Annotated in this window: 2 protein-coding genes; both read left to right on the plus strand. The window is 74.6% G+C overall.

The genetic code is table 11. The annotated features are described in order from the left end of the window. Positions 1-66 precede the first annotated feature (66 nt). Entirely contained in the window at positions 67-6,342 is a 6,276-nt protein-coding gene (locus ACFVST_RS03100; RefSeq protein ID WP_390146298.1) for an amino acid adenylation domain-containing protein, read from the plus strand. Beyond that, positions 6,339-21,764, plus strand: a complete 15,426-nt coding sequence (locus ACFVST_RS03105; RefSeq protein WP_390146300.1) for an amino acid adenylation domain-containing protein — start codon at positions 6,339-6,341, stop codon at positions 21,762-21,764. Before ACFVST_RS03100 ends, ACFVST_RS03105 begins: the two co-directional genes overlap by 4 nt. Positions 21,765-21,767: the final 3 nt, after the last annotated feature.

Genomic DNA, 21,767 nt, shown 5'->3' on the forward strand with positions numbered 1-21,767 from the left:
GTCAACGCCCCCTGCCCGGCGGGCGTTTTCCGGGTATTGACGCGCCTAGCCAATCGGAGTGGGTAAATGGCCGATCAGAATGGACTCCAACTGCCGCTGACGGCCGCTCAGTACGGAATGTGGCTGGCCCAGCAGGTGAATCCGGAAAACCCGATGTACAGCATCTCCGAGTGCGTGGAGATATCGGGTCCCCTCGACACCGCGCTCTTCGACCGGGCCCTGCGCCGCACCGTGGACGACGCGGAGGCACTGCGGGTACGGCTGCACCACTCACCCGCCGGCCCGGTGCAGTCCGTGGTGGACGACCTCGACTGGCGGCTGCACACCGTCGACGTCAGCACCGCCCCCGACCCGGCCGCGGCCGCCGAGGAGTGGATGCTGGAGCGGGTGCGCACCCCGGTCGACCCGGCGGAGGGGCCGCTGTTCACCTTCGGGCTGCTCACCCTGGCCGAGGACCGGCACAGTTGGTTCAGCCGGGTGCACCACATCCTGGTCGACGGCTACAGCTGGTCCCTGATCGTCTCCCGGGTCGCCGCCGTCTACACCGCGCTGGCGGCCGGACGGGAACCGGAACCGTCCGGCTTCGGCCGGCTGCGCGACCTGGTCGACCTGGACACCGCCTACCGGGCCTCACCTCAGTCCACCGCCGACGCGGACCACTGGCGCCAGCACCTCGACTCGCTCGCCGCACCTGTGGGACTGGCCGGGCCGCCCCGGGGCGTCCCCACCGACCACGTCCGGCGCGCCGGGGAGGTCACCCCGGAGCGCGCCGAGGCACTGCGCACGCTCGCCCGGGAGACCGGGTCGAGCTGGCCCGCCGTGGTGGTCGCCGGGATCGCCGCCTATCTGGGGCGGCTCACCGGCGCCGACGACCTCGTCCTCGGACTCGCCGCCGCGGCCCGCCCCACCGCCGCCGCCCGCCGCACCCCCGGCATGGTGTCCAACGCCCTCCCGCTGCGCATCCGCACCGGCCCCGGCACCACCGTGGCCGGCCTGGTGCGCTCGGTCGGCGACGAGATCCACCAGGCCCTGCGCCACCAGCGGTACCGCTATGAGTCCATCCACCGCGACCTCGGCATGGTCGGCGCCCGCAAACGGCTCTGGGGCCCCGAGGTCAACCTCCTGATGTACGGCGGGCAACTCGCCTTCGCCGGGCACCCGGCGACCGTACGCGGCTTCTCCATCGGCCCCGAGGAGGACCTGTCGCTGGTGGTGGACAACCGCGCCCCCGGCGCGGGATTCCTCATCGACCTGCACGGCAACGCCGACCTCTACACCGAGGAGTCCCTCACCGGGCACGCCGAGGCGCTCGCCGCCTTCCTCGACGCCCTCGCCGCGGCCGGTCCCGGCACCCCCCTGGACGCCGTCCCGCTCACCGCCCCGCCCGGCTGGCGGCCCCCGGAGCGGGACACCCCCACCCCGGACCCGGAACCGCGGCGCGCCGCCTACCGGGCACCGGGCACCGAGCGGGAACGGACCCTGGGCGGGCTGGTCGCCGAGGTGCTCAAGGTGCCCGGTGTCGGGATGGACGACAACTTCTTCGAACTCGGCGGCCACTCCCTCACCGCGATCCGCCTCCTCAGCCGCATCCGGGAGGAGTTCGGCGCCGAACTCCCCATCCGCACCGTCTTCGAGGCGCCGACGGTCACCGCGCTCGCCGCCCGGCTCGACACCCCGGGCGACCGGCACCGCCCCCTGGAACCCGCCGCCCACCGCCCCGGGGAACTGCCGCTCTCCCTCACCCAGCACGGGCTCTGGCTGGTCAACCGGGTCCAGGGACCGAGCGGCGCCTACAACATGGGCCTGGCGCTCCGGCTCACCGGCCGCCTGGACCGGCCCGCGCTCGCCACCGCCCTCCGCGATGTCCTCGCCCGCCACGAGAGTCTGCGCACCGTCTTCCCGGAGAGCGACGGGCGGCCCCGGCAGCAGATCCTGACCCCCGAGGAGGCCGCCGCCCGCGCCGTACTCACCGAGCGGGCCGCCGACGAGGCGGGCCTGGCCGCCACCGTCGCCGGGGTCGTCGCCGAGGGCTTTGACCTCACCACCCAACTCGCCGTCCGCCCAAGGCTGTTGGTGCTCGGTGAAGAGGACCACGTCCTGCTGCTGGTGCTCCACCACATCGTGGCCGACGGGCTGTCACTGGCACCCCTGGCCCGCGACCTCGGCCACGCCTACACCGCCCGCACCGCGGGCCGGGCACCCGACTTCGCCCCGCTGCCCGTCCAGTACGCCGACTACACCCTCTGGCAGCAGTCCGAATTCGGCGACCAGGACGACGCGGACAGCCGGCTGGGCCGCCAACTCGCCTACTGGAAGGAGGCGTTGGCGGGTGCGCCGGAGGAACTCGACCTGCCCTCGGACCGGCCCCGCCCGGCCGAGCCGGACAACCGCGGCGACATCGTCCGCTTCGAGATCGCACCGGACCTGCACCGGCGGCTGACCGAACTCGGCCGCACCCAACGGGCCAGCCTGTTCATGGTGCTCCAAAGCGCGGTCGCCGTACTGCTGAGCCGGCTCGGCGCCGGGGAGGACATCCCCCTCGGCAGCGCCGTCGCCGGACGCGGTGACGCCCGGCTGGACGACCTGGTCGGCTGCTTCGTCAACACGGTGGTCTTCCGCAACGATGTCTCCGGCAGCCCCACCGTCGCCGAACTCCTGCGGCGCGGCCGGGAGATGGCGCTGTCCGCGCAGGCCCACCAGGACCTGCCGTTCGAGCAGGTCGTGGAGGCCCTCAACCCCGACCGCTCACTCTCCCGGAACCCGCTGTTCCAGGTGATGATGGACGTACAGAAGCCGGCCGAGTCGACCCTGGAGCTGCCCGGACTGGTCACCGCGCCGCAGCAGGTCGACCCCGGGGTCACCAAGATGGACCTGCTGTTCGGCTTCGACGAGCGGCTCACCGGCCAGGACGCACCGGACGGCATCGGTGGGCGGCTGGAGTACAGCACCGCCCTCTTCGACCGGTCAACCGCCGAGGCGATGAGCGTCCGGCTGCTGCGGGTGCTGGAGGCGTTCGCGGCCGACCCCGAGTGCCGAGTCGACGGCATCGACCTGCTCTCCGCGGACGAACGCCGCACCCTGCTGGACGACTTCGGCACCGCCCCCGCCGCCCCGCCCCGGGCCCTGCTGCCCGCCCTCTTCGAGGAGCAGGCCGCCCGCACCCCGCACGCCGAGGCACTCCGGGACGGCGACCGCGTCCTCAGCTACGGCCAACTCGACACCCTGGCCAACCGGTTGGCGCACGCCCTGATCGATGCGGGCGCGGGCCCCGAGCAGCGGGTCGCGGTCCTGCTGCCGCGCTCCGCCGACCTGGTGGTCGCCCTGCTCGCCGTCGCCAAGTCCGGCGCCGCCTATGTGCCCGTCGACCCCGAGTACCCCGCGGAGCGGATCGCGTACATGCTCGACGACGCGGCGCCCGCACTGGTCGTCGCCGGGGCGGGCACCCGGGCGGCCGTACCGGCGGGCCTCCCCGTACTGGACCCCGCCGCGGAGCATCCGGGACCCGGCACCGCGCCCACCGACGCCGACCGTGTCCAGCCGCTGACCGGGGACCACCCCGCCTATGTCATCTACACCTCCGGCTCCACCGGCCGCCCCAAGGGCGTGGTGGTGGAGCACCGCTCGCTCGCGGGCTACCTCCAGGACGCCCGCACCTACTACCCGAGCGTCGCCGGCGGCACGCTCCTGCACTCCCCGGTCTCCTTCGACCTCACCGTGACCTCGCTGTACGCCCCGCTGATCAGCGGCGGCGCGGTCCGCGTCACCGCCCTGGACGGCCCCGCCACCGGCGCACCGCGGCCCGCCTTCCTCAAGGCGACCCCCGCCCATCTGGCGCTCCTCGGCGTCCTGCCCGAGGAGTTCAGCCCCACCGGTGAACTGGTCGTCGGCGGCGAGATGCTGCTGGGTGAGGCCGTGGCCGAACTCCGCCGCCACCGCCCCGGCGTCGCCGTCGTCAACGAGTACGGCCCCACCGAGGCCACCGTCGGCTGTGTGCGGTACCGGCTGGAGCCCAAAGACGCGGTGCCCGGCGGCCCGGTGCCCATCGGCCGGCCCATGCCGGACACCTCCGTCCGCGTCCTGGACCGGGCGCTCCACCCGGTACCGCCCGGGGTGCCCGGCGAGATCTACCTCGGCGGCGGCCGGCTCGCTCGCGGCTACCTCGGCCGCCCCGCCCTCACCGCCGCACGCTTCACCGCCGACCCGTACGGCCCCGCCGGTGCCCGGATGTACCGCACCGGGGACCTCGGACGGTGGCGCCGCGACGGGCAGTTGGAGTATCTGGGGCGGGTCGACGACCAGGTCAAGCTGAACGGGTTCCGGATCGAACCCGGCGAGATCGAGGCGGTCCTCGCCCGGCACCCGGGGGTGGCGCACGCCGCGGCCGCGGTCCGCGAGGACGTCCCCGGCCACCGCAGACTGGTCGGCTACGCGGTCCCCGCACCCGGCGCCCGCCCCACCCCCGACGAGGTCCTCGCCCGCACCGCCGCCCGACTCCCCGCCCATATGGTGCCGTCCGCCGTGGTGCTCCTCGACGCGCTGCCGCTCACCCCGAACGGCAAGCTGGACCGGGGGGCGCTGCCCGCACCGGAGTTCGCCGCCCAGGCCGAGGCCCGCTCGCCGAGCACCCCGACCGAGGAGACCGTCGCGGCACTCTTCGCCGAGGTACTCGGGCGGGACGCGGTGGGTCTGGACGACAGCTTCTTCGAGCTGGGCGGCGACAGCATCGTCTCCATCCAGCTCGTCGCCCGCGCCCGCCGCAGAGGGCTGGCCCTCTCACCCAAGGACGTCTTCGAGCTGAAGACGGTCGCCGCCCTGGCCGCCCACCTCACCGAGACCGCCCCCGCCGACCGGGCCGACGACACCCCGGGCTCCGGCCCGCTGTCCCCGACCCCGGTGATGCGCTGGCTGGAGGAACGCGGCGGCCCCGCCGACGGCTTCCACCAGTCGGTCCTCCTGCTCGCCCCGCCCGCCCTCGGCGTCCCCCCGCTCACCGGCGCACTCCAGGCGGTACTCGACCGCCATGACGCCCTCCGCACCCGACTCAACCGCCCCGTCGACGGAGGCCGCTGGACCTACGAGATCCCCCCGCCCGGCGCCGTCGAAGCGGGTGGACTGGTGCACCGGGTGGACATCGCCGGAGCGGACGGCGACACCCTGCACACCGTCCTCGACCGGGAGGCCCGCGCGGCCTGGAACCGCCTCGACCCGGCGGCCGGGACCATGGTCCAACTGGTCTGGTTCGACGCGGGACTTGAGGCTCCCGGGCGGCTGCTGTTCGCCGCGCACCACCTCGTCGTGGACGGTGTCTCCTGGGGCGTGCTGCTGCCCGATCTGCGGTCCGCGTGGGAGGCGGTGACCGCCGGGAAGGAACCCTCGCTCGCCCCCGTCGGCACCCCGCTGCGCCGCTGGACACGACTCCTCCAGGAGCAGGCCGCCGGGCGTACCGGAGAGGAGCAGCTCTGGGCGCACATCCTCCGCGAACCCGCCCCCGCGCTCACCGAACGCCGCCCGGACCCGGCCCAGGACACCGCCTTCGCCGCCCGGCACCTCACCAGGGTGCTGTCCGCCGAGGACACCGAGGCCCTGGTGCGGCGGGCCCCCGCGGCGCTGAACGCGGGCGTCCACGAGGTGCTGCTGACCGCGCTCGCCGTCGCCGCCGACCACTGGCGCACCCCCAGACACCTCGCCGGTGGCAGCGGCCTGCGCGTCGATGTGGAGGGCCACGGGCGGCAGGAGATCGCCGAAGGGCTCGACCTTTCCCGCACCGTGGGCTGGTTCACCACCCTGCGCCCCGCCCGCCTCGACCCCCGGGTCACCGACTGGGACGGGCTGTGGGAGGGCGGCCCGGCCGCCGGTCAGGCCCTGCGCACCGTCAAGGAGGAACTGCGCGCGGTGCCCGAAGAGGGCCTCGGATACGGCCTGTTGAGGTATCTCGGCACCGAATCCCCGCTCGCCGCCCTGGCCGAGGCGCCGGTGCTCTTCAACTACCTGGGCCGCGCCCCCGGTTCGGGCGGCGGCCCGTGGGACACCGCGCCCGAGAGCGACGTGGTGCTCGCCGAGGGCGCCGACCTGCCGCTGTCCCACCTGCTGGAGATCAACGCCCTGGTGCGGGACCACCCCGAGGGGCCGCGCCTCACCGCCCGACTGACGTTTCCGGGACGGCTCCTTCCGGAACCCGAGGTCCGCGAGTTCGCGGACACCTGGTACCGCGCCGTCCGCGCACTGCTCCACCACGCCGAGCGCCCGGACTCCGGCGGCCGCACCCCCTCCGACCTGGCGCTGGTGGAGCTTTCCCAAGACGAGATCGACGGCCTTGAAGCCGAGTGGAGGACGCTGCAATGACGAAGTCGGGTCCCGAGGACATCCTTCCGTTGTCCCCGCTCCAGGAGGGGCTGCTCTTCCACGCCTTGTACGACGAGGCCGGCGACGATGTGTACACCGTGCAGGTCGTCCTCGACCTCGGCGGCGGCCTGGACACCGCGGCGCTCAGATCGGCCGCCCAGGCCCTGCTGGACCGCCACGCCAACCTCCGGGTGGGCTTTCTGCACCCCAGGCAGAGCCGCCCCGTCCAGGTGGTGGCCCCGCACGTCGAGGTGCCCTGGGCCGAGACCGACCTGCGGACACCGGGCGGGCGGGACGCGCCGGGCACCGCGGACCGGTTGGCCGCGCTCCAGGCCGAGGAGAAGGCCCATGACTTTGACCTCGCCCGGCCGCCGCTGATGCGCTACCGGCTGGTGCGGCTCGCCGACGACGCGTACCGGCTGCTGATCACCTTCCACCACATCCTGCTGGACGGCTGGTCGACCTCGGTGCTGCTCGGTGAACTGCTCCAGGTGTACTCGGCCGGGGGAGACACCTCCGGGCTGCCGCCGGTCACCCCGTTCCGCGAGCATCTGGCGTATCTGGTGCGGCAGGACCACCAGGCGTCCGAGGAGGCGTGGAGCGGGGCGCTCGCCGGGATCGACGCGCCCACCCGGCTGGTGCCGTCCGACCCGGCCCGTGAGGTGGTCCACCCCGAGCAGTACACGCTGGAGCTGTCCGAGGAGCGCACCGAGGCGCTCTCGGCCCGGCTGCGGGCCCGCGATCTGACCTTCTCCACCGCCGTGCACGGCTCCTGGGCGCTGCTGCTGTCCGTGCTCACCGGCCGGGACGATGTGGTCTTCGGCACCGTGGTCTCCGGCCGCCCGCCCGAGGTGCCCGGCGTGGAACGCATGGTCGGGATGCTCATCAACACGCTGCCGGTGCGGGTCCGGCTCTCCGGCGGCGACTCGCTGCGGTCCGTCCTCGCCGGGCTCCAGAGCGAGCACCTGCGGATGACGGACCACCAGTTCACCGGGATGCGCGACATCCACCGGCTCTCCGGGCACCCCGAACTCTTCGACACCTACGTCGCGTTCGAGAACTTCCCGTTCGACCTCCAGCGCCTGCGCGACCTCGCGGGCGGCCTCACCATCGACGGCTTCGACGTCCTCGACGCCAACCACTACCCGCTCTGCCTGGTCTCCCATGTGTACGAGGGACGGCTGCGGCTGCTGCTCAACTACCGCCCCGACCTGTTCGACCGGGACCAGGTCGAGGTGATCGGCGGCCGCCTGCTGCGCATCCTTCAGGCCGTGGCGGAGGACCTCGACCGCACCGTCGCCGGTCTCGACCTCCTCGCCGAGGACGAGCGGGCCCGGCTGACGGGCGGATCGCGGGCCGAGCAGGAGGACACCGGGCGGGCCACCTTCTGCGAGCTGTTCGCCGCCCAGGCGGCCCGCACCCCCGACGCCGTCGCCGTGGAGTCCGCCGCCCTCACCCTCAGCTACGCCGAACTCGACGCGCGCGCCGCGGCCCTCGCCGCCCGCCTCGCCGGGGCGGGCGTGGGGCCGGAGCAGACCGTGGCACTGGTCCTCGGCCGCAGTGCCGAGTCCGTGATCGGCTCCCTCGCCGTCATGAAGGCCGGTGCCGCCTATCTGCCCGTCGACCCCGACTACCCGGCCGAGCGCGTCTCGTTCATGTTCGAGGACGCCAGGCCCGCCGCCGTCCTCACCACCGCCGCCCACCGCGGCGCCGTACCGGACTCGGGGGCCGCCGTCCTGCTGGTCGACGGCGCCGAGGACAGCGGTACGGCCGGGGTGCCCGCTGTTCCGGTGCCGGTGTCCGCGCCCGCCTATCTGATCTACACCTCCGGTTCCACCGGTGTGCCCAAGGGCGTGGTGGTGACCCACAGCGGTCTCGCCGCGTTCGCCGCGACGGAACGCGAGCGGTTCGCCGTCGACGCCTCCAGCCGGGTGCTCCAGTTCTCCTCGCCCAGCTTCGACGCCTCGGTACTCGAACTGTGCATGGCGCTGACCTCCGGCGCCGCCCTGGTGGTACCCGAGCCCGGGGCGCTGGCCGGTGAGCCGCTGGCCGAGCTGATCGCGGACCGCGGCATCACCCACGCCCTGATCCCGCCCGCCGCCCTGGCCAGCGTGCCCGCGGCCCGGCTCCCCGGATTCTCCTGCCTGATCGTCGGCGGCGACTCCTGCCCGCCCGAACTGGTGGCCCGCTGGTCGCCGGGGCGGCGCATGGTCAACGCCTACGGCCCCACCGAGTCCACCGTCGTCGTCTCCATCAGCGCACCCCTCACCGGCACCGGCACCCCGCCGCCCATCGGCAGCCCGGTGCGGGGCACCCGCGTCCATGTCCTGGACGCCGCACTGCGGATGGTGCCGCCCGGTACCGAGGGCGAGCTGTATGTGTCCGGCGCCGGGCTCGCCCGCGGCTACCTCCGCCGCCCCGGCCTGACCGCGCAGCGCTTCGTCGCCAACCCCTTCGGCGCCCCCGGCGAGCGCATGTACCGCACTGGGGATGTGGTGCGGCTCGGCGGCGACGGGCAGTTGGAGTTCGTCGGCCGTGCGGACGACCAGGTCAAGATCCGCGGCTTCCGGGTCGAACTCGGCGAGATCGAGAGCGAGTTGGCCCGCCACCCGGAGGTGGACCGGGCCGCCGTGTCCGTCCACGAGGCGCAGCAGGGCGTACGGCAACTCGTCGCCTATGTGGTGCCCGCCCGGGGAGCGCGTCTCGACGCCGAGGGGCTGCGCGCCCGGGTGGCCGAGCGGCTGCCCGAGTACTTGGTGCCCTCGCTGGTGGTCGCCCTGGACGCGCTGCCGCTCACCGCGCACGGCAAGCTGGACCGCAAGGCGCTGCCCGCGCCGCTGCCCGCTCAGGCCGGGGGCCGCGCCCCCGAGGGGGAGCGGGAGGAGCTGCTGTGCCGGCTGTTCGCCGAGGTGCTCGGGGTGGAGCGGGTCGCCGCCGACCAGAGCTTCTTCGAGCTGGGCGGCGACAGCATCACCTCCATCCAGCTCATCAGCCGGGCCCGCAAGGCGGGGCTGCGCCTCACCCCGCGCGAGGTCTTCACCCACCGCACCGTGGAGGCACTGGCCGCCGCGGCCCAGGACACCGCCGCCGCACCCGCCCGCGGTGCCGCCCCGGACGGGGTGGGCGGCGTCCCGCTGACCCCGATCATCCACTGGTTCCGTGAACACAGCGGCCCCACCGCCCGGTTCAGCCAGGCCATGACCGTGCCGGCCCCCGCCGGACTCGACACCGGCCGGGTCACCGCCGTGGTGCAGTCCCTGCTGGACCGCCACGACACGCTGCGGCTGAAGCTGACGCGGATCGAGGACATCGGCGAATGGGCCCTGGAGGTGACCCCGCCCGGCAGTGTCCCGGCCGCCGAGGCGGTGCGCCGGGTGGACGCCGCCGGAGTAGAGGGGGAGGCCCTGGACGCCCTGGCGGAACGGGAGTTCACCGCCGCGCAGGACCGGCTCGCCCCCGAGGACGGCCGCCCGGTGCAGGCCGTCTGGTTCGACGCGGGCACGGGCCGCCCCGGCCGGCTGCTGCTGGTCGTCCACCATCTGTCGGTGGACGGGGTGTCCTGGCGCATCCTGCTGCCCGAGGTCTCCGCCGCCCTGACGGCCGCCGCCGAGGGCGCCGACTTCACCCCGGAGCCGGTCGGCACCTCCTTCCGCCGCTGGGCCCGCCATCTCACCGCGGCCGCCGGCGAACCCGACCGGGTACGCGAACTCCCCTTGTGGCGCTCGGTGTTGTCCGGCCCCGACCCGCTGCTGACGGAACGCCCCCTCGACCCGGGCACCGACACCCTCGCCAGCGCCGGCCACCTCACCCTGCGGCTGCCCGCCGACCTCACCGAACGCCTCCTCGGCAAGGTCCCCGCCGTGTTCAACGCCTCCGTCAACGACGTGCTGCTGACGGCCCTTTCACTGGCCGTCGCCGACTGGCGCCGTGCGCGGGGCTGCGGCGAGGCCTCCTCCGTCCTGGTCGGGCTGGAGGGCCACGGCCGGGAGGACCTCCTCGACGGGGCCGATCTGTCCCGCACCGTCGGATGGTTCACCAGCCTCTACCCGGTGCGCCTGGACCCGGGACCGCTCACCGCCGAGCAGTTCACCGCGGGCGGCCCGGAACTCGCCGGGGCGCTGCGGGCGGTCAAGAAGCAGCTCCGGGCCATCCCCGACAACGGCATCGGCTACGGACTGCTGCGCCACCTCAACCCGCGTACCGCGGTCACCCTGGCCCGGTTCCCCGAGCCGCAGATCGGCTTCAACTACCTGGGGCGCATCGGGACTTCGGACGACGGCGGGCTCGGCGGCGGAGCGGACCCCGCCACCCCGCTGCCGTACACCGTCACCGCGAACGCCGTCACCGAGACCCACGCCGACGGGCCGCGCCTCACCGCCACCTGGACCTGGCCCGGTGCCCTGCTCACCGAGTCCGAGGTGCGGCGGCTCGCCTCCGCCTGGTTCGACGCCCTGCGCGGCCTCGCCGCCTGCGCCGAGAGCGGCCCCGGCGGCCTGGTCCCCTCCGACCTGCCGCTGGTCGACCTCACCCAGCCCGAGATCGACCGCCTGGGCTCCGGCCGCGGCCCCCTCACCGACCTCCTGCCGCTGTCCCCGCTCCAGGAGGGCCTGCTCTTCCACACCGAGTACGACCGGCACGGCGAGGACGTGTACATCACCCGGATGGCGCTGGACGTGGACGGCGCCCTGGACACCGCGGCACTGCGGGCCGCCGTCGCCGGGCTCCTCACCCGCCATGCCAGCCTCCGCGCCTGCTTCGACCGCACCACCACCGGCGCCCCCGTCCAGCTCATCCCCGCCGAGGTCGAACCGCCCTGGCAGGTCGTCGACCTCAGCGCACTCGGTGCGGACGCCCAACAAGCCGAACTGGACCGGCTGTTGGCTGCCGAACGCGCCCACCGCTTCGCCCCCGCGCGGCCCCCGCTGCTGCGCTTCACCCTGATCCGGCTCGGCGAGGACCGCCACCGGCTCCTCTTCGCCGCCCACCATCTGCTGCTGGACGGCTGGTCGGCGCAGATACTCGCCGGTGAGCTGTTCGCCCTGTACGGGCAGCGCGGCGACGCCTCCGCGCTGCCGCCCGCCGCGCCCTACCGCGACTACCTGGAGTGGCTCGCCGGCCAGGACGGGGCCGCCGGCGAGGAGGCCTGGGGCGCCGCGCTCGCCGGGGTGGACGAGCCCACCCTGATCGCACCCCGGGCGGACGGCGCCGCCACCGCGCCGCCCGGCCGGATCGTGGACGAACTCCCCGCCCCGCTCAGTGCCTCCCTCACCGCGGCGGCCCGCACCCGCGGCCTCACCATGAACGCCGTGGTGCAGGGCGCCTGGGGGGTGGTCCTCGCCCAACTCACCGGCCGCCGGGACGTGTTGTTCGGTGAGACCGTGTCCGGGCGCCCGCCGGAGCTGCCCGGCGTGGAGTCCATGGTCGGCCTGTTCAGCAACACCCTTCCGGTACGGGTCCGGGTGGACCTCGCCGCCTCCCTCGCGGACACCCTCGCGGCCGTCCAGGCACAGCGGGTGGACCTGCTGGCCCACCACCACCTGGGGCTGGCCGACCTCCAGCAACTCACCGGCCTGGACACGCTGTTCGACACCGCCGTCGTCTTCGAGAACTTCCCCGCCGACGACACCGGTGACGGGCACACCCTCCACGGGCTGACCCTGTCCGAGGTGGACACCAAGGGCGACAACCACTACCCCCTCGGCATGGTCGTGCTGCACGACGAGCAGCGCACCGTCCTCAACTGGTACTACCGCGCTGAGGCGGTGGACCGGGAACTGGTGCACGGCGCCGTGCGCGCGGTGCGCCGCGTCCTGGAGGCCTTCGCCGAGGCCCCGGACACCCCGGTGGGCCGGCTCCGGCTGCTGGACGACGAGGAAACCCGGCGCCTGACCGCCGATGCCGCCGGCCCCACCGCACCCGTGACGGCGGCGGTCGTCCCGGAACTGGTCGACGCCCAGGTGGCACGCACCCCGGACGCCGTCGCCCTCGCCGACGGCACCACCGAGCTGACCTACGCCCAACTCGCCGCCCGCGCCGACCGGTTGAGCCGCACTCTGGCCGCCGCCGGAGCCGGACCCGAGACCTTTGTGGCGGTCGCCATGGAGCGCTCGGCCGAACTGGTCGTGACCCTCCTCGCGGTCCTGAAGTCCGGCGCCGCCTATGTGCCGCTCGACCCCGCGCACCCCGCCGAGCGCCTCGCCCTGATCCTGGCCGACGCCCGCCCCCTGATCCTGCTCACCGACCGCGCCACCGCCCCCGCACTGCCCCCAACCGACGTACCAATACGGGTACTTGACGACCCCGCGACCGCCGCCCACCCCACCGGCGAAGACACCGGAAGCCGTCGGCCCCTCACCGCGGACCACCCCGCGTATGTCCTCTACACCTCGGGCTCCACCGGCCGCCCCAAGGGCGTGGTCGTCACCCACCGCTCCGTCACCGACTACCTGGGCTGGACCCGGCGCGCCTACCCCGCCGCCGCCGGGGTGGCGCTGCTGCACTCGCCGGTCGCCTTCGACCTCAGCGTCACCGCGCTGTTCACTCCGCTGGTCGCGGGCGGCACGGTGCTGCTGGCTCCGCTGGAGGAGGACCCCGCGGTCTCTGCCAGGCTGGCCGCGGCCCCCGTCACCTTCCTCAAGGCCACCCCCAGCCATCTGCCGCTGCTCGACGCACTGCCCGACGCCTACTCGCCCTCCGGTGAACTCCTGCTGGGCGGCGAGGCGTTGCTCGGTGAGGCGCTCACCGGATGGCGCGAACGGCACCCGGACACCACCGTCTGGAACGTGTACGGCCCCACCGAGGCCACCGTCAACGTCACCGAGTACCGCATCGATCCCGGCACCCCGCTCCCCGCGGGCCCCGTACCGATCGGCCGCCCCCAGGGCAACGTCCGCGCCCAGGTCCTGGACGCGGCGCTGCGCCCGGTGCCGACCGGGGTGACCGGCGAGCTGTATCTCGCCGGCGCGTGCCTGGCCCGCGGCTACCTCGGCCGCCCCGACCTCACCGCACTGCGCTTCACCGCCGACCCGCACGGCCCCGCCGGCTCCCGGATGTACCGCACCGGCGACCTGGCCCGCCGGCTGCCCGACGGGAATCTCGTCTACGCCGGGCGCGCCGACGACCAGGTGAAGCTCCGCGGCCACCGGGTCGAACTCGGCGAGGTCACCGCGGCCGTCGCCGCCCTGGACGGTGTCACCGCACAGGCCGTGGTGGTCCGCGAGGGCGCGGACGGCGGGCGGCTGGTGGCCTACGCCGTACCCGCCGCCGGACACCCCGCCGACGGTCGGGAGCTACGGGAACGGCTCACCGCCGTGCTGCCCGAGTACATGGTGCCGGACGCGGTGGTGGTGCTTGACGCGCTGCCGCTCACCCCGAACGGCAAACTGGACCAACGGGCCCTGCCGGAACCGGACTTCACCCCGGCCGCCGCCGTCCGCGCCCCGCGCACCCCGCAGGAGGAGATCCTCTGCGGGCTCTTCGCCCAGGTACTGGAACGGCCCGCGGTGGGCGTCGACGACCACTTCTTCGAGCAGGGCGGCAACTCGCTCAGCGCCGTCCGGCTGCTCAGCCGGGTCCGCGCCGCGTTCGGCGCCGAGGTCGACGTCCGCGCCGTGTTCGAGGCGCCCACCCCGGCACTGCTCGCCGCCCGGATCACCGCGGGCGGCAGCGACCGGCCCCGACTGGCCGCCGGGACCCGCCCCGAAGAGGTGCCGCTCTCCTCGGCGCAACGCCGGCTGTGGTTCCTGGACCGGCTCGCCGGCGGGTCCGGCGCCTACAACATCCCGCTCGGCATCCGGCTCACCGGCGACCTCGACACGGCGGCGCTGCGTACGGCCCTCGGCGATGTGGTGGCCCGGCACGAGACCCTGCGTACCGTCTTCCCCGACACCGGGGGCCGCCCCCGGCAGCAGGTGCTCGACGCGGCGGACACCCCCGTCACCCTGGACACCGTCCGCACCACACCGGAGGAACTGCCCGAGGCGCTGCGCCGGGAGGCCGCCCGCGGCTTCCGGCTGGACGTCGAACCGCCCCTGCGGGCCACCCTGTTCACCGTTGCGGAGCGGGACCACGTCCTGCTGCTGACCCTGCACCACATCGCGTCCGACGGCTGGTCCAACGCCCCGCTCGCCCGCGACCTCACCCGCGCCTACACCGCACGGCGCGAGGGCACCGCACCCGACTTCGCCCCGCTGCCCGTGCAGTACGCCGACTACACCCTCTGGCAGCGCGGACTCCTAGGCGACCCCCAAGACCCGGAAAGCGTCGCGGCCCGCCAACTCGCCTTCTGGCGCGCCACGTTGGCGGGAGTGCCGGCCGAGCTGGAGCTGCCGGCGGACCGGCCGCGTCCGGCGGAGATGACCGGCGACGGCGCCACCGCGGAGTTCCACATCGGCGCCGAACTGCACACCCGGCTCGGCGAGTTGGCCCGTGCCCACCAGGTCAGCCTGTTCATGGTGGCCCAGGCGGCCTTCGCGGCGCTGCTCACCCGCCTCGGCGCCGGTACCGACATCCCCGTCGGGACGGCGGTCGCGGGCCGCTCCGAAGAGGACCTGGAGGAACTCGTCGGCTTCTTCGTCAACACCCTGGTGCTGCGTACCGACACCTCCGGCGATCCCACCTTCGCCGAACTGCTGGCGCGGGTGCGGGCCGTGGACCTGGCGGCCTACTCCCACCAGGACCTGCCTTTCGAGCACCTGGTGGATGACCTGGGCGAGGAGGCCCGCTCACTGGCGCACACCCCGCTGTTCCAGGTGTTCCTCGCCTTCCAGAACCACACCGCCCCCGCCCTGGCGCTGCCCGGCCTCGACATCCGGCCCGCCGAGATCGAACTCACCTCCGCCAAAACCGACTTGGGCATGGAACTCGCCGAGGAGCACGACACCGCGGGCCGCCCGGCGGGACTGCGCGGACTGGTCAGCTACCGCACCGACCTCTTCGACCGGTCGACCGTGGAGTCCCTGACGGCGCGGTTCACCGCCCTGCTGGCCGCGGTCGCGGACGACCCGGACCGCAGGCTCGCCCGGATCGACCTGCTGCCCCCCGGCGAGCTGCACCGGGTACTGACCGAGTGCAACGACACCGCCCGCAAGACGCCGGAGGCCACCCTGCCCGCCCTCTTCGAGGAGCAGGTGGCGAAGACCCCCGGGAACACCGCCGTCATCACCGCGGACGAGCACCTCACCTACGCCGTACTCAACGCCCGCGCCAACCGGTGGGCGCACCACCTCACCGCCCTCGGCGCCGGGCCCGAGCAGTACGTCATGGTCGCCGTACCGCGTTCCCCGGAATGGCTCGCCGTCACCCTGGGCGTCCTCAAGTCCGGTGCCGCCTATGTGCCGTTGGACCCGGGCCACCCCGCCGAGCGCCTCGCCCACCTGATCGGCGACGCCCGCCCGGCCCTGGTCGTCACCACCGCCGAAGGCCCCGAACTGCCCGACGGCACACCGGTGTTGTACGCCGACTCCGCCGAGGTCCTGGCCGCCGTCGCCGCCGCACCGGACACCGACCCCGACGACAGCACCCGCACCGCGCCGCTACGCCCGGACCACGCCGCGTACCTCATCTACACCTCCGGCTCCACCGGCCGCCCCAAGGGAGTCGTGGTCACCCACCGGGGGATCGGCGGGATGGCCGCCTGCCACGCGGAGAACCTCGCCGTCGACGGCACCAGCCGCGTCCTCCAGGCCGTCTCACCGAGCTTCGACGTCTCCATCGGCGACCTCACCATGACCCTGCTCAGCGGCGCGGCCCTGGTCCTGCCCGACGGCCACCGCGCCCGCGCCGGAGCCGAACTCGCCGCGCTGCTGGACCAGCACCGGGTCACCCATGTCCAGCTCACCGCCGGTGTCCTCGCCACCCTGCCGCACACCGAACTGCCCGCACTGCGCGCCCTCGCGGTCGGCGGCGAGGCCTGCCCGCCCGACCAGGTCGACCACTGGTCCCGCGGCCGCACCCTGGTCAACGTCTACGGGCCCAGCGAGACCACTGTCTGCGCCACCATGAGCCGCCCCCAGTCCGGCCGGGTGCGCCCGCCCATCGGCGCCCCGCTGTGGAACACCCGCGCCTATGTCCTGGACGCCTTCCTGCGCCCCGTGCCCACCGGAGTCACCGGCGAGCTGTACCTCGCCGGAGACGGACTGGCCCGCGGCTACCTCGACCGCCCCGCACTCACCGCGGAACGCTTCGTCGCCGACCCCTTCGGCGGGCCGGGGGAGCGCCTGTACCGCACCGGGGACCTGGTGTGCCGGGAACCCGACGGCCAGTTGCGGTTCGCCGGGCGCGCCGACGACCAGGTGAAGATCCGCGGCTTCCGGATCGAACCCGGCGAGATCGAAACCGCCCTGGACGGCCACCCCGAGGTGGCCCGCTCCTCCGTCACGGTGCACCAAGCGGCGGACGGGCGGCGGCAGTTGGCCGCCTATGTCGTCCCGGCCGAGGGTGCGCACCCCGACCCGGAGGCGCTGCGCACCCGGCTCGCCGAGCGGCTGCCGGAGTACATGGTGCCCGCCCTCTACACCGTCCTCGACACCCTGCCGCTCACCCCCAACGGCAAGGTGGACCGCGCCGCGCTGCCCGAGCCCGACCTCGGCGGCCGCTCCGAGGGCCGCGCCCCGGGCAGCGCCAAGGAGCGCCTGCTCTGCGAGCTGATCGGGGAACTGCTCGGGGTGGAGCGGGTCGGCCCGGACGACGGCTTCTTCGCGCTGGGCGGGGACAGCATCGTCTCCATCCAACTCGTCAGCCGCGCCCTGGAAGCCGGGCTGGAGTTCACCGCGGCGGACGTACTGCGCCACCGCACCGTCGCGGACCTCGCGGCGGCCGCCACCGGACTGGACGAACCGGCGGAGCCGGCGGCCGGCGGGGCGGACGCCGGGGCCGGCGAAGTCCCGCTGACCCCGGCCGTGCACGCCCTGCGGGAGCGGGTACGCAGGCCCGGGGAGGCGGCGTCCACCGCCGTTCTGGCGCTGCCCCCGGACACCGCCGGAGCCACCCTCCACACCGTGCTCCAGGCACTGGTGGACCACCATGCCGCCCTGCGGCTCAGGCTCACCCGGCGGGCCGGGAACCTGGTCTGGGACCTGGAGGCCCGGCCGCGCGGCGCACTCACCGCCGCCGCACTGCTCGACCGGGTCGATGTGTCCGGCGCGGGACCGGACCGGCTGGCCGCCGAAGTGGCCCGCCACACCGGTGCCGTCCGGGCCGCGCTGGCACCCGAGGACGGTGTGATGCTGCGTGCGGTGTGGCTGGACGGCGGACCGGGCGGAGCGCACCGGCTGCTGCTCGCGGTGCACGCCCTGGCCGCGGACACCGCCTCCTGGCGCGTCCTCGTCGAGGACCTGCGCACCGCCTGGACGCAGACCGCGTCCGGCCGCACCCCGCGCCTGGAGCCCGTGGGGATGACCTACCGGGCCTGGGCCGAACGCACCGCCGCCGCGGCCGCCGTACCCGCGCTGGTGGAGGAACTGGAGGACTGGAGGCGGCGGCTCGGTGCCCCGGCGCTGCCGCCCGCCGGCGCCCCGGACCCCGGCCGGGACACCGCGGCCACCCTGCGGCAGCACCAACTCACCCTGGGCGCCGCCGAGTCCGAGGCGCTGCTCGCCATCGCGCCCGAGGCCTTCACCACCGGCACCGAACAGATACTGCTCGGTGTGCTCGCCGCGGCCACCGACCGCTGGCGCACCCGCCGCGGCCTGCCCGGCGGCACCGGACTCACCGTCGACGCGGCGTACGACGGCCGCAGCGACCCCGCGCTGCGGCGCACCCTCGGCCCCCTCACCACCGTCCGCCCCGTACCGCTCGGCGCCGGGGAGACCGGTGGCACCGTGGCCGGGCACATCAAACGGGCCAAGGACGCCCTGGCCGCCGAGCCCGGCGACGGCACCGGCTACGGCCTGCTGAAACACCTCAACGCGCAGACCGCGCCGCTGCTCGCCGGGCTCCCCGCACCCCGGATCCGCTTCGCCCACCTCGGTGCCTTCCGGGCGCCCGACCCGGACGGTTCGGTGCCGCTGGAGGCGGCGGGCGCCGTCCTCCCCGTCGCCGGGGAAGCCCCCGACACCCCGGTCGGCTACGCCCTCGATGTGCAGACCCGGGTGGACGACACCCCCGAGGGGCCGCGCCTGGTGGCCCGCTGGTCCTGGCCCGAGGCGCTGTTCGCCCCCGGCGAGATCGAGGAACTCGCCGAGGACTGGCGGCACTTCGCCGGTACCCTGGCCACCGAGGCCCCCGGCGCCGGACGCTCCCCCTCGGACTTCCCGCTGGTGCGGCTGACCCAGCCCGATATCGACCTCCTCGAACAGGACGGGCGCCTCGCCGACGTACTGCCGCTGGCCCCGCTCCAGGAGGGACTGCTCTTCCACTCCCTGTACGACCGGCGCCAACCGGACGTGTACACCGTCCAGTTCGGTCTCGACCTGGAAGGCGACCCGCGGACGGAGGCACTGCGCGCCTCGGTCGCCGCCCTGCTGACACGACACCCCAATCTGCGCGCCGGCTTCGCCCACGAGGGCCTCTCCCAGCCGGTGCAGTTCATCCCCGCCGAGATCGAACTCCCGTGGTCCGAGGCCGACTTGAGCGGACTGGACGACAGTGCGCAGGACGCGGAGGTGCGGCGGGTGATGCACACCGAACGCACCGAGCGCTTCGACGCCGGCCGCCCCCCGCTGCTGCGCTGCGCCCTGCTGCGCCTCGGCGGCGGCCGCGCCCGCCTCGTCCTGACCCTGCACCATCTGCTGATGGACGGCTGGTCCACCCCCGTCCTGCTGGACGAACTCATGCGGCTCTACGCCGCCGACGGCGACCCGGCGGACCTGCCCCCGGCCCACCCGTACCGCGACTACCTGGCCTGGCTGGGGGAGCAGGACCGGTCGGAGGCCGAGGCCGCCTGGCGGCGGGTGCTGGACGACTCGGTCGAGCCCACCCTGCTCGCGCCCGCGGACCCCGAGCGGGCGGCCGTGGCGACCGAGAAGAAGTCCGTCACCTTCGGCGGTGAACTGGTCGCCCGGCTCGGCGCGCTCGCCACCCGCCACGGCATCACCATGAACACGGTCGTGCAGTCCGCCTGGGGCATTCTGCTCGCCCGGCTCACCGGCCGGGACGACGTGGTGTTCGGCGCGACCGTCTCCGGGCGCCCGCCCCAGGTCCCGGGCGTGGAGCGGATGATCGGGATGTTCATCAACGCCCTCCCGGTCCGGATGCGGCTCCGGCCGGGCGCCCCGGCCGACTCCGTACTGGCGGGCCTGTGGGAGCAGCAACTGGATCTGACGGCACACCAGTACATCCGGCTGGTGGACCTCCAGCGGACCACCGGCAAGGGCGAACTCTTCGACACCCTGCTGGTGTTCCAGAACATCCCGGCCGACGGTGCCGGTTTCGGCGGCGACACCGGGGTCCGCGCGGTGGACCTGGAGATGAACAACGCCACCCACTACCCGCTCACCCTGGACGCCGGACTCTCCGGCGACGAGCTGCACTGCGGCTTCGGCTACCGTCCGGACCTGTTCACCGAGGCCGATGCCGCGGCGGTGGCCGAGGGCTTCCGCACGGTGCTGCACGCCCTGGCGGACGGGACCGGCGAGCCCGCCCGCACCGACGACGAGCCGCTGACCGCCTGGTGGTCCACCCTGCGCGACGCACTGGAACCCACCGCCACCGGGGCCGCGGACACCGGTGACACCGAGCCGGTGCCGGGTGAGAGCCCGACCGAGGGCTCCGCCGAGGGGGAGCGCGTCCTGGCCGCCCTGTTCGGTGAACTGCTCGGCGTCGAGGGCGTCGGTCCGGACGACGACTTCTTCGCCCTGGGCGGCGACAGCATCATCTCCATCCGGCTCGCGGGCCGCGCCCGCACCCAGGGCCTGCGCCTCAGCCTCCGCGATGTGTTCAAGCACAAGACCCCCCGCGCCCTCGCCCGCGTCGCCCGCCCCGCCGAGGGCCCCGACAGCGGCACCACCGACGACGGGATCGGTGAACTCGCCCTGACACCGGTCATGTCGGACCTCTACGAGCGGGGCGGCCCCACGGGCGAGGTGCACCAGGCCGCGCTGCTCCAGGTCCCGGCCGGGGCCGGCGAGGAGCGGCTCGCGGGCGCACTGCGGGCCGTCCTCGACCACCACGACATCCTCCGCGCCCGGCTGCTGGACGAGCCCGGCGGACGGCGCCTGACGGTCGCCCCCCGGGGCTCGGTGGATGCCGCGGCCCTGCTCAGCCGTATCGACGCCACCGGGACGGCACCCGGCGAGCTGATGGCCGCGGTGGTGGCGGCCCAGACCCGGGTGCAGGGCGAACTCTCGCCCGAAGCGGGGGAGTTGGTCCGGGCCGTCTGGTTCGACGCCGGTCCCGAGCGGCCCGGGCGGCTGCTGGTCCTGGTGCACCATCTCGCGGTGGACGCGGTGTCCTGGCGGGTGCTGCGCGAGGACCTCAAGGAGGCCTGGCAGGCACTCTCCGAGGGCCGGGAACCGGAACTCGCACCGGTGGGCACCTCGTTCCGGCGGTGGTCGGCGGAGCTGGCGAAGGAGGCGCTGAGCGAGCGCCGTACGGCCGAACTCCCGTTGTGGCGCTCGATGTTGGAGTCCGCGGACCCGCTGCTCTCCCAGCGCCCCTTGGACCCGAAGGTGGACACCGCCGGCACCGCGCGCAGCTTCACCACCACACTGCCGCACGACCTGGCGGAGCCCCTGCTGGGGCGGGTGCCGGGGTTGTTCCACGGTGGTGCGGAGGAGGTGCTGCTGACGGCGCTGGGGTCGGCGGTCGGCCGGTGGCGTGCCGAGCGCGGCCTCGGTGCGGCCAGTGCGGTGCTGGTGGGGCTGGAAGGGCATGGCCGTGAGGATCTGGTGGACGGGCTGGACCTGTCCCGGACGGTGGGGTGGTTCACCAGTCTGTATCCGGTGGTGGTCGACCCGGGACCGCCGGACGGGGACGACGCGACGGCGTTGAAGCGGGTGAAGGAGCAGGTGCGGGGGGTGCCGGACCGGGGACTGGGGTTCGGGTTGCTGCGGCATCTGAACCCGGTGACCGGGCCGGAGTTGGCCGGTTTCCGGGAGCCGCAGATCGGCTTCCACTACCTCGGCCGCGTCGACGCCGCGGCCGGGAGCGCCGACCGCGCCGAGGACTGGGCGGCGCCCCCGGAGGCCGTCGAACCCCTCGGCAGCGGCGGCCACCACCTGCGCCCCCTCGCCCACGCCCTCACGCTCAGTGTGGTCGCGCGGGAACGGCCCGACGGGGTGCGGCTGCTCGCCGTCTGGTCCTGGCCCGGCGCCCTCTTCGAAGAACGCGAGATCCGTGCCCTGGCGGACCTGTGGACCGGCGCCCTGACCCGGCTGGCCGCACTCGCCGACCGCCCCGGATCCGGCGGCCTCACCCCCTCCGATGTGTCCCTGCTGGCGCTTTCGCAGGACGAGATCGATGAGTTCGAGAGTGACCTGAGCTGATGG

The organism is Streptomyces sp. NPDC058045, assembly GCF_042885635.1.
Classification (GTDB): domain Bacteria; phylum Actinomycetota; class Actinomycetes; order Streptomycetales; family Streptomycetaceae; genus Streptomyces.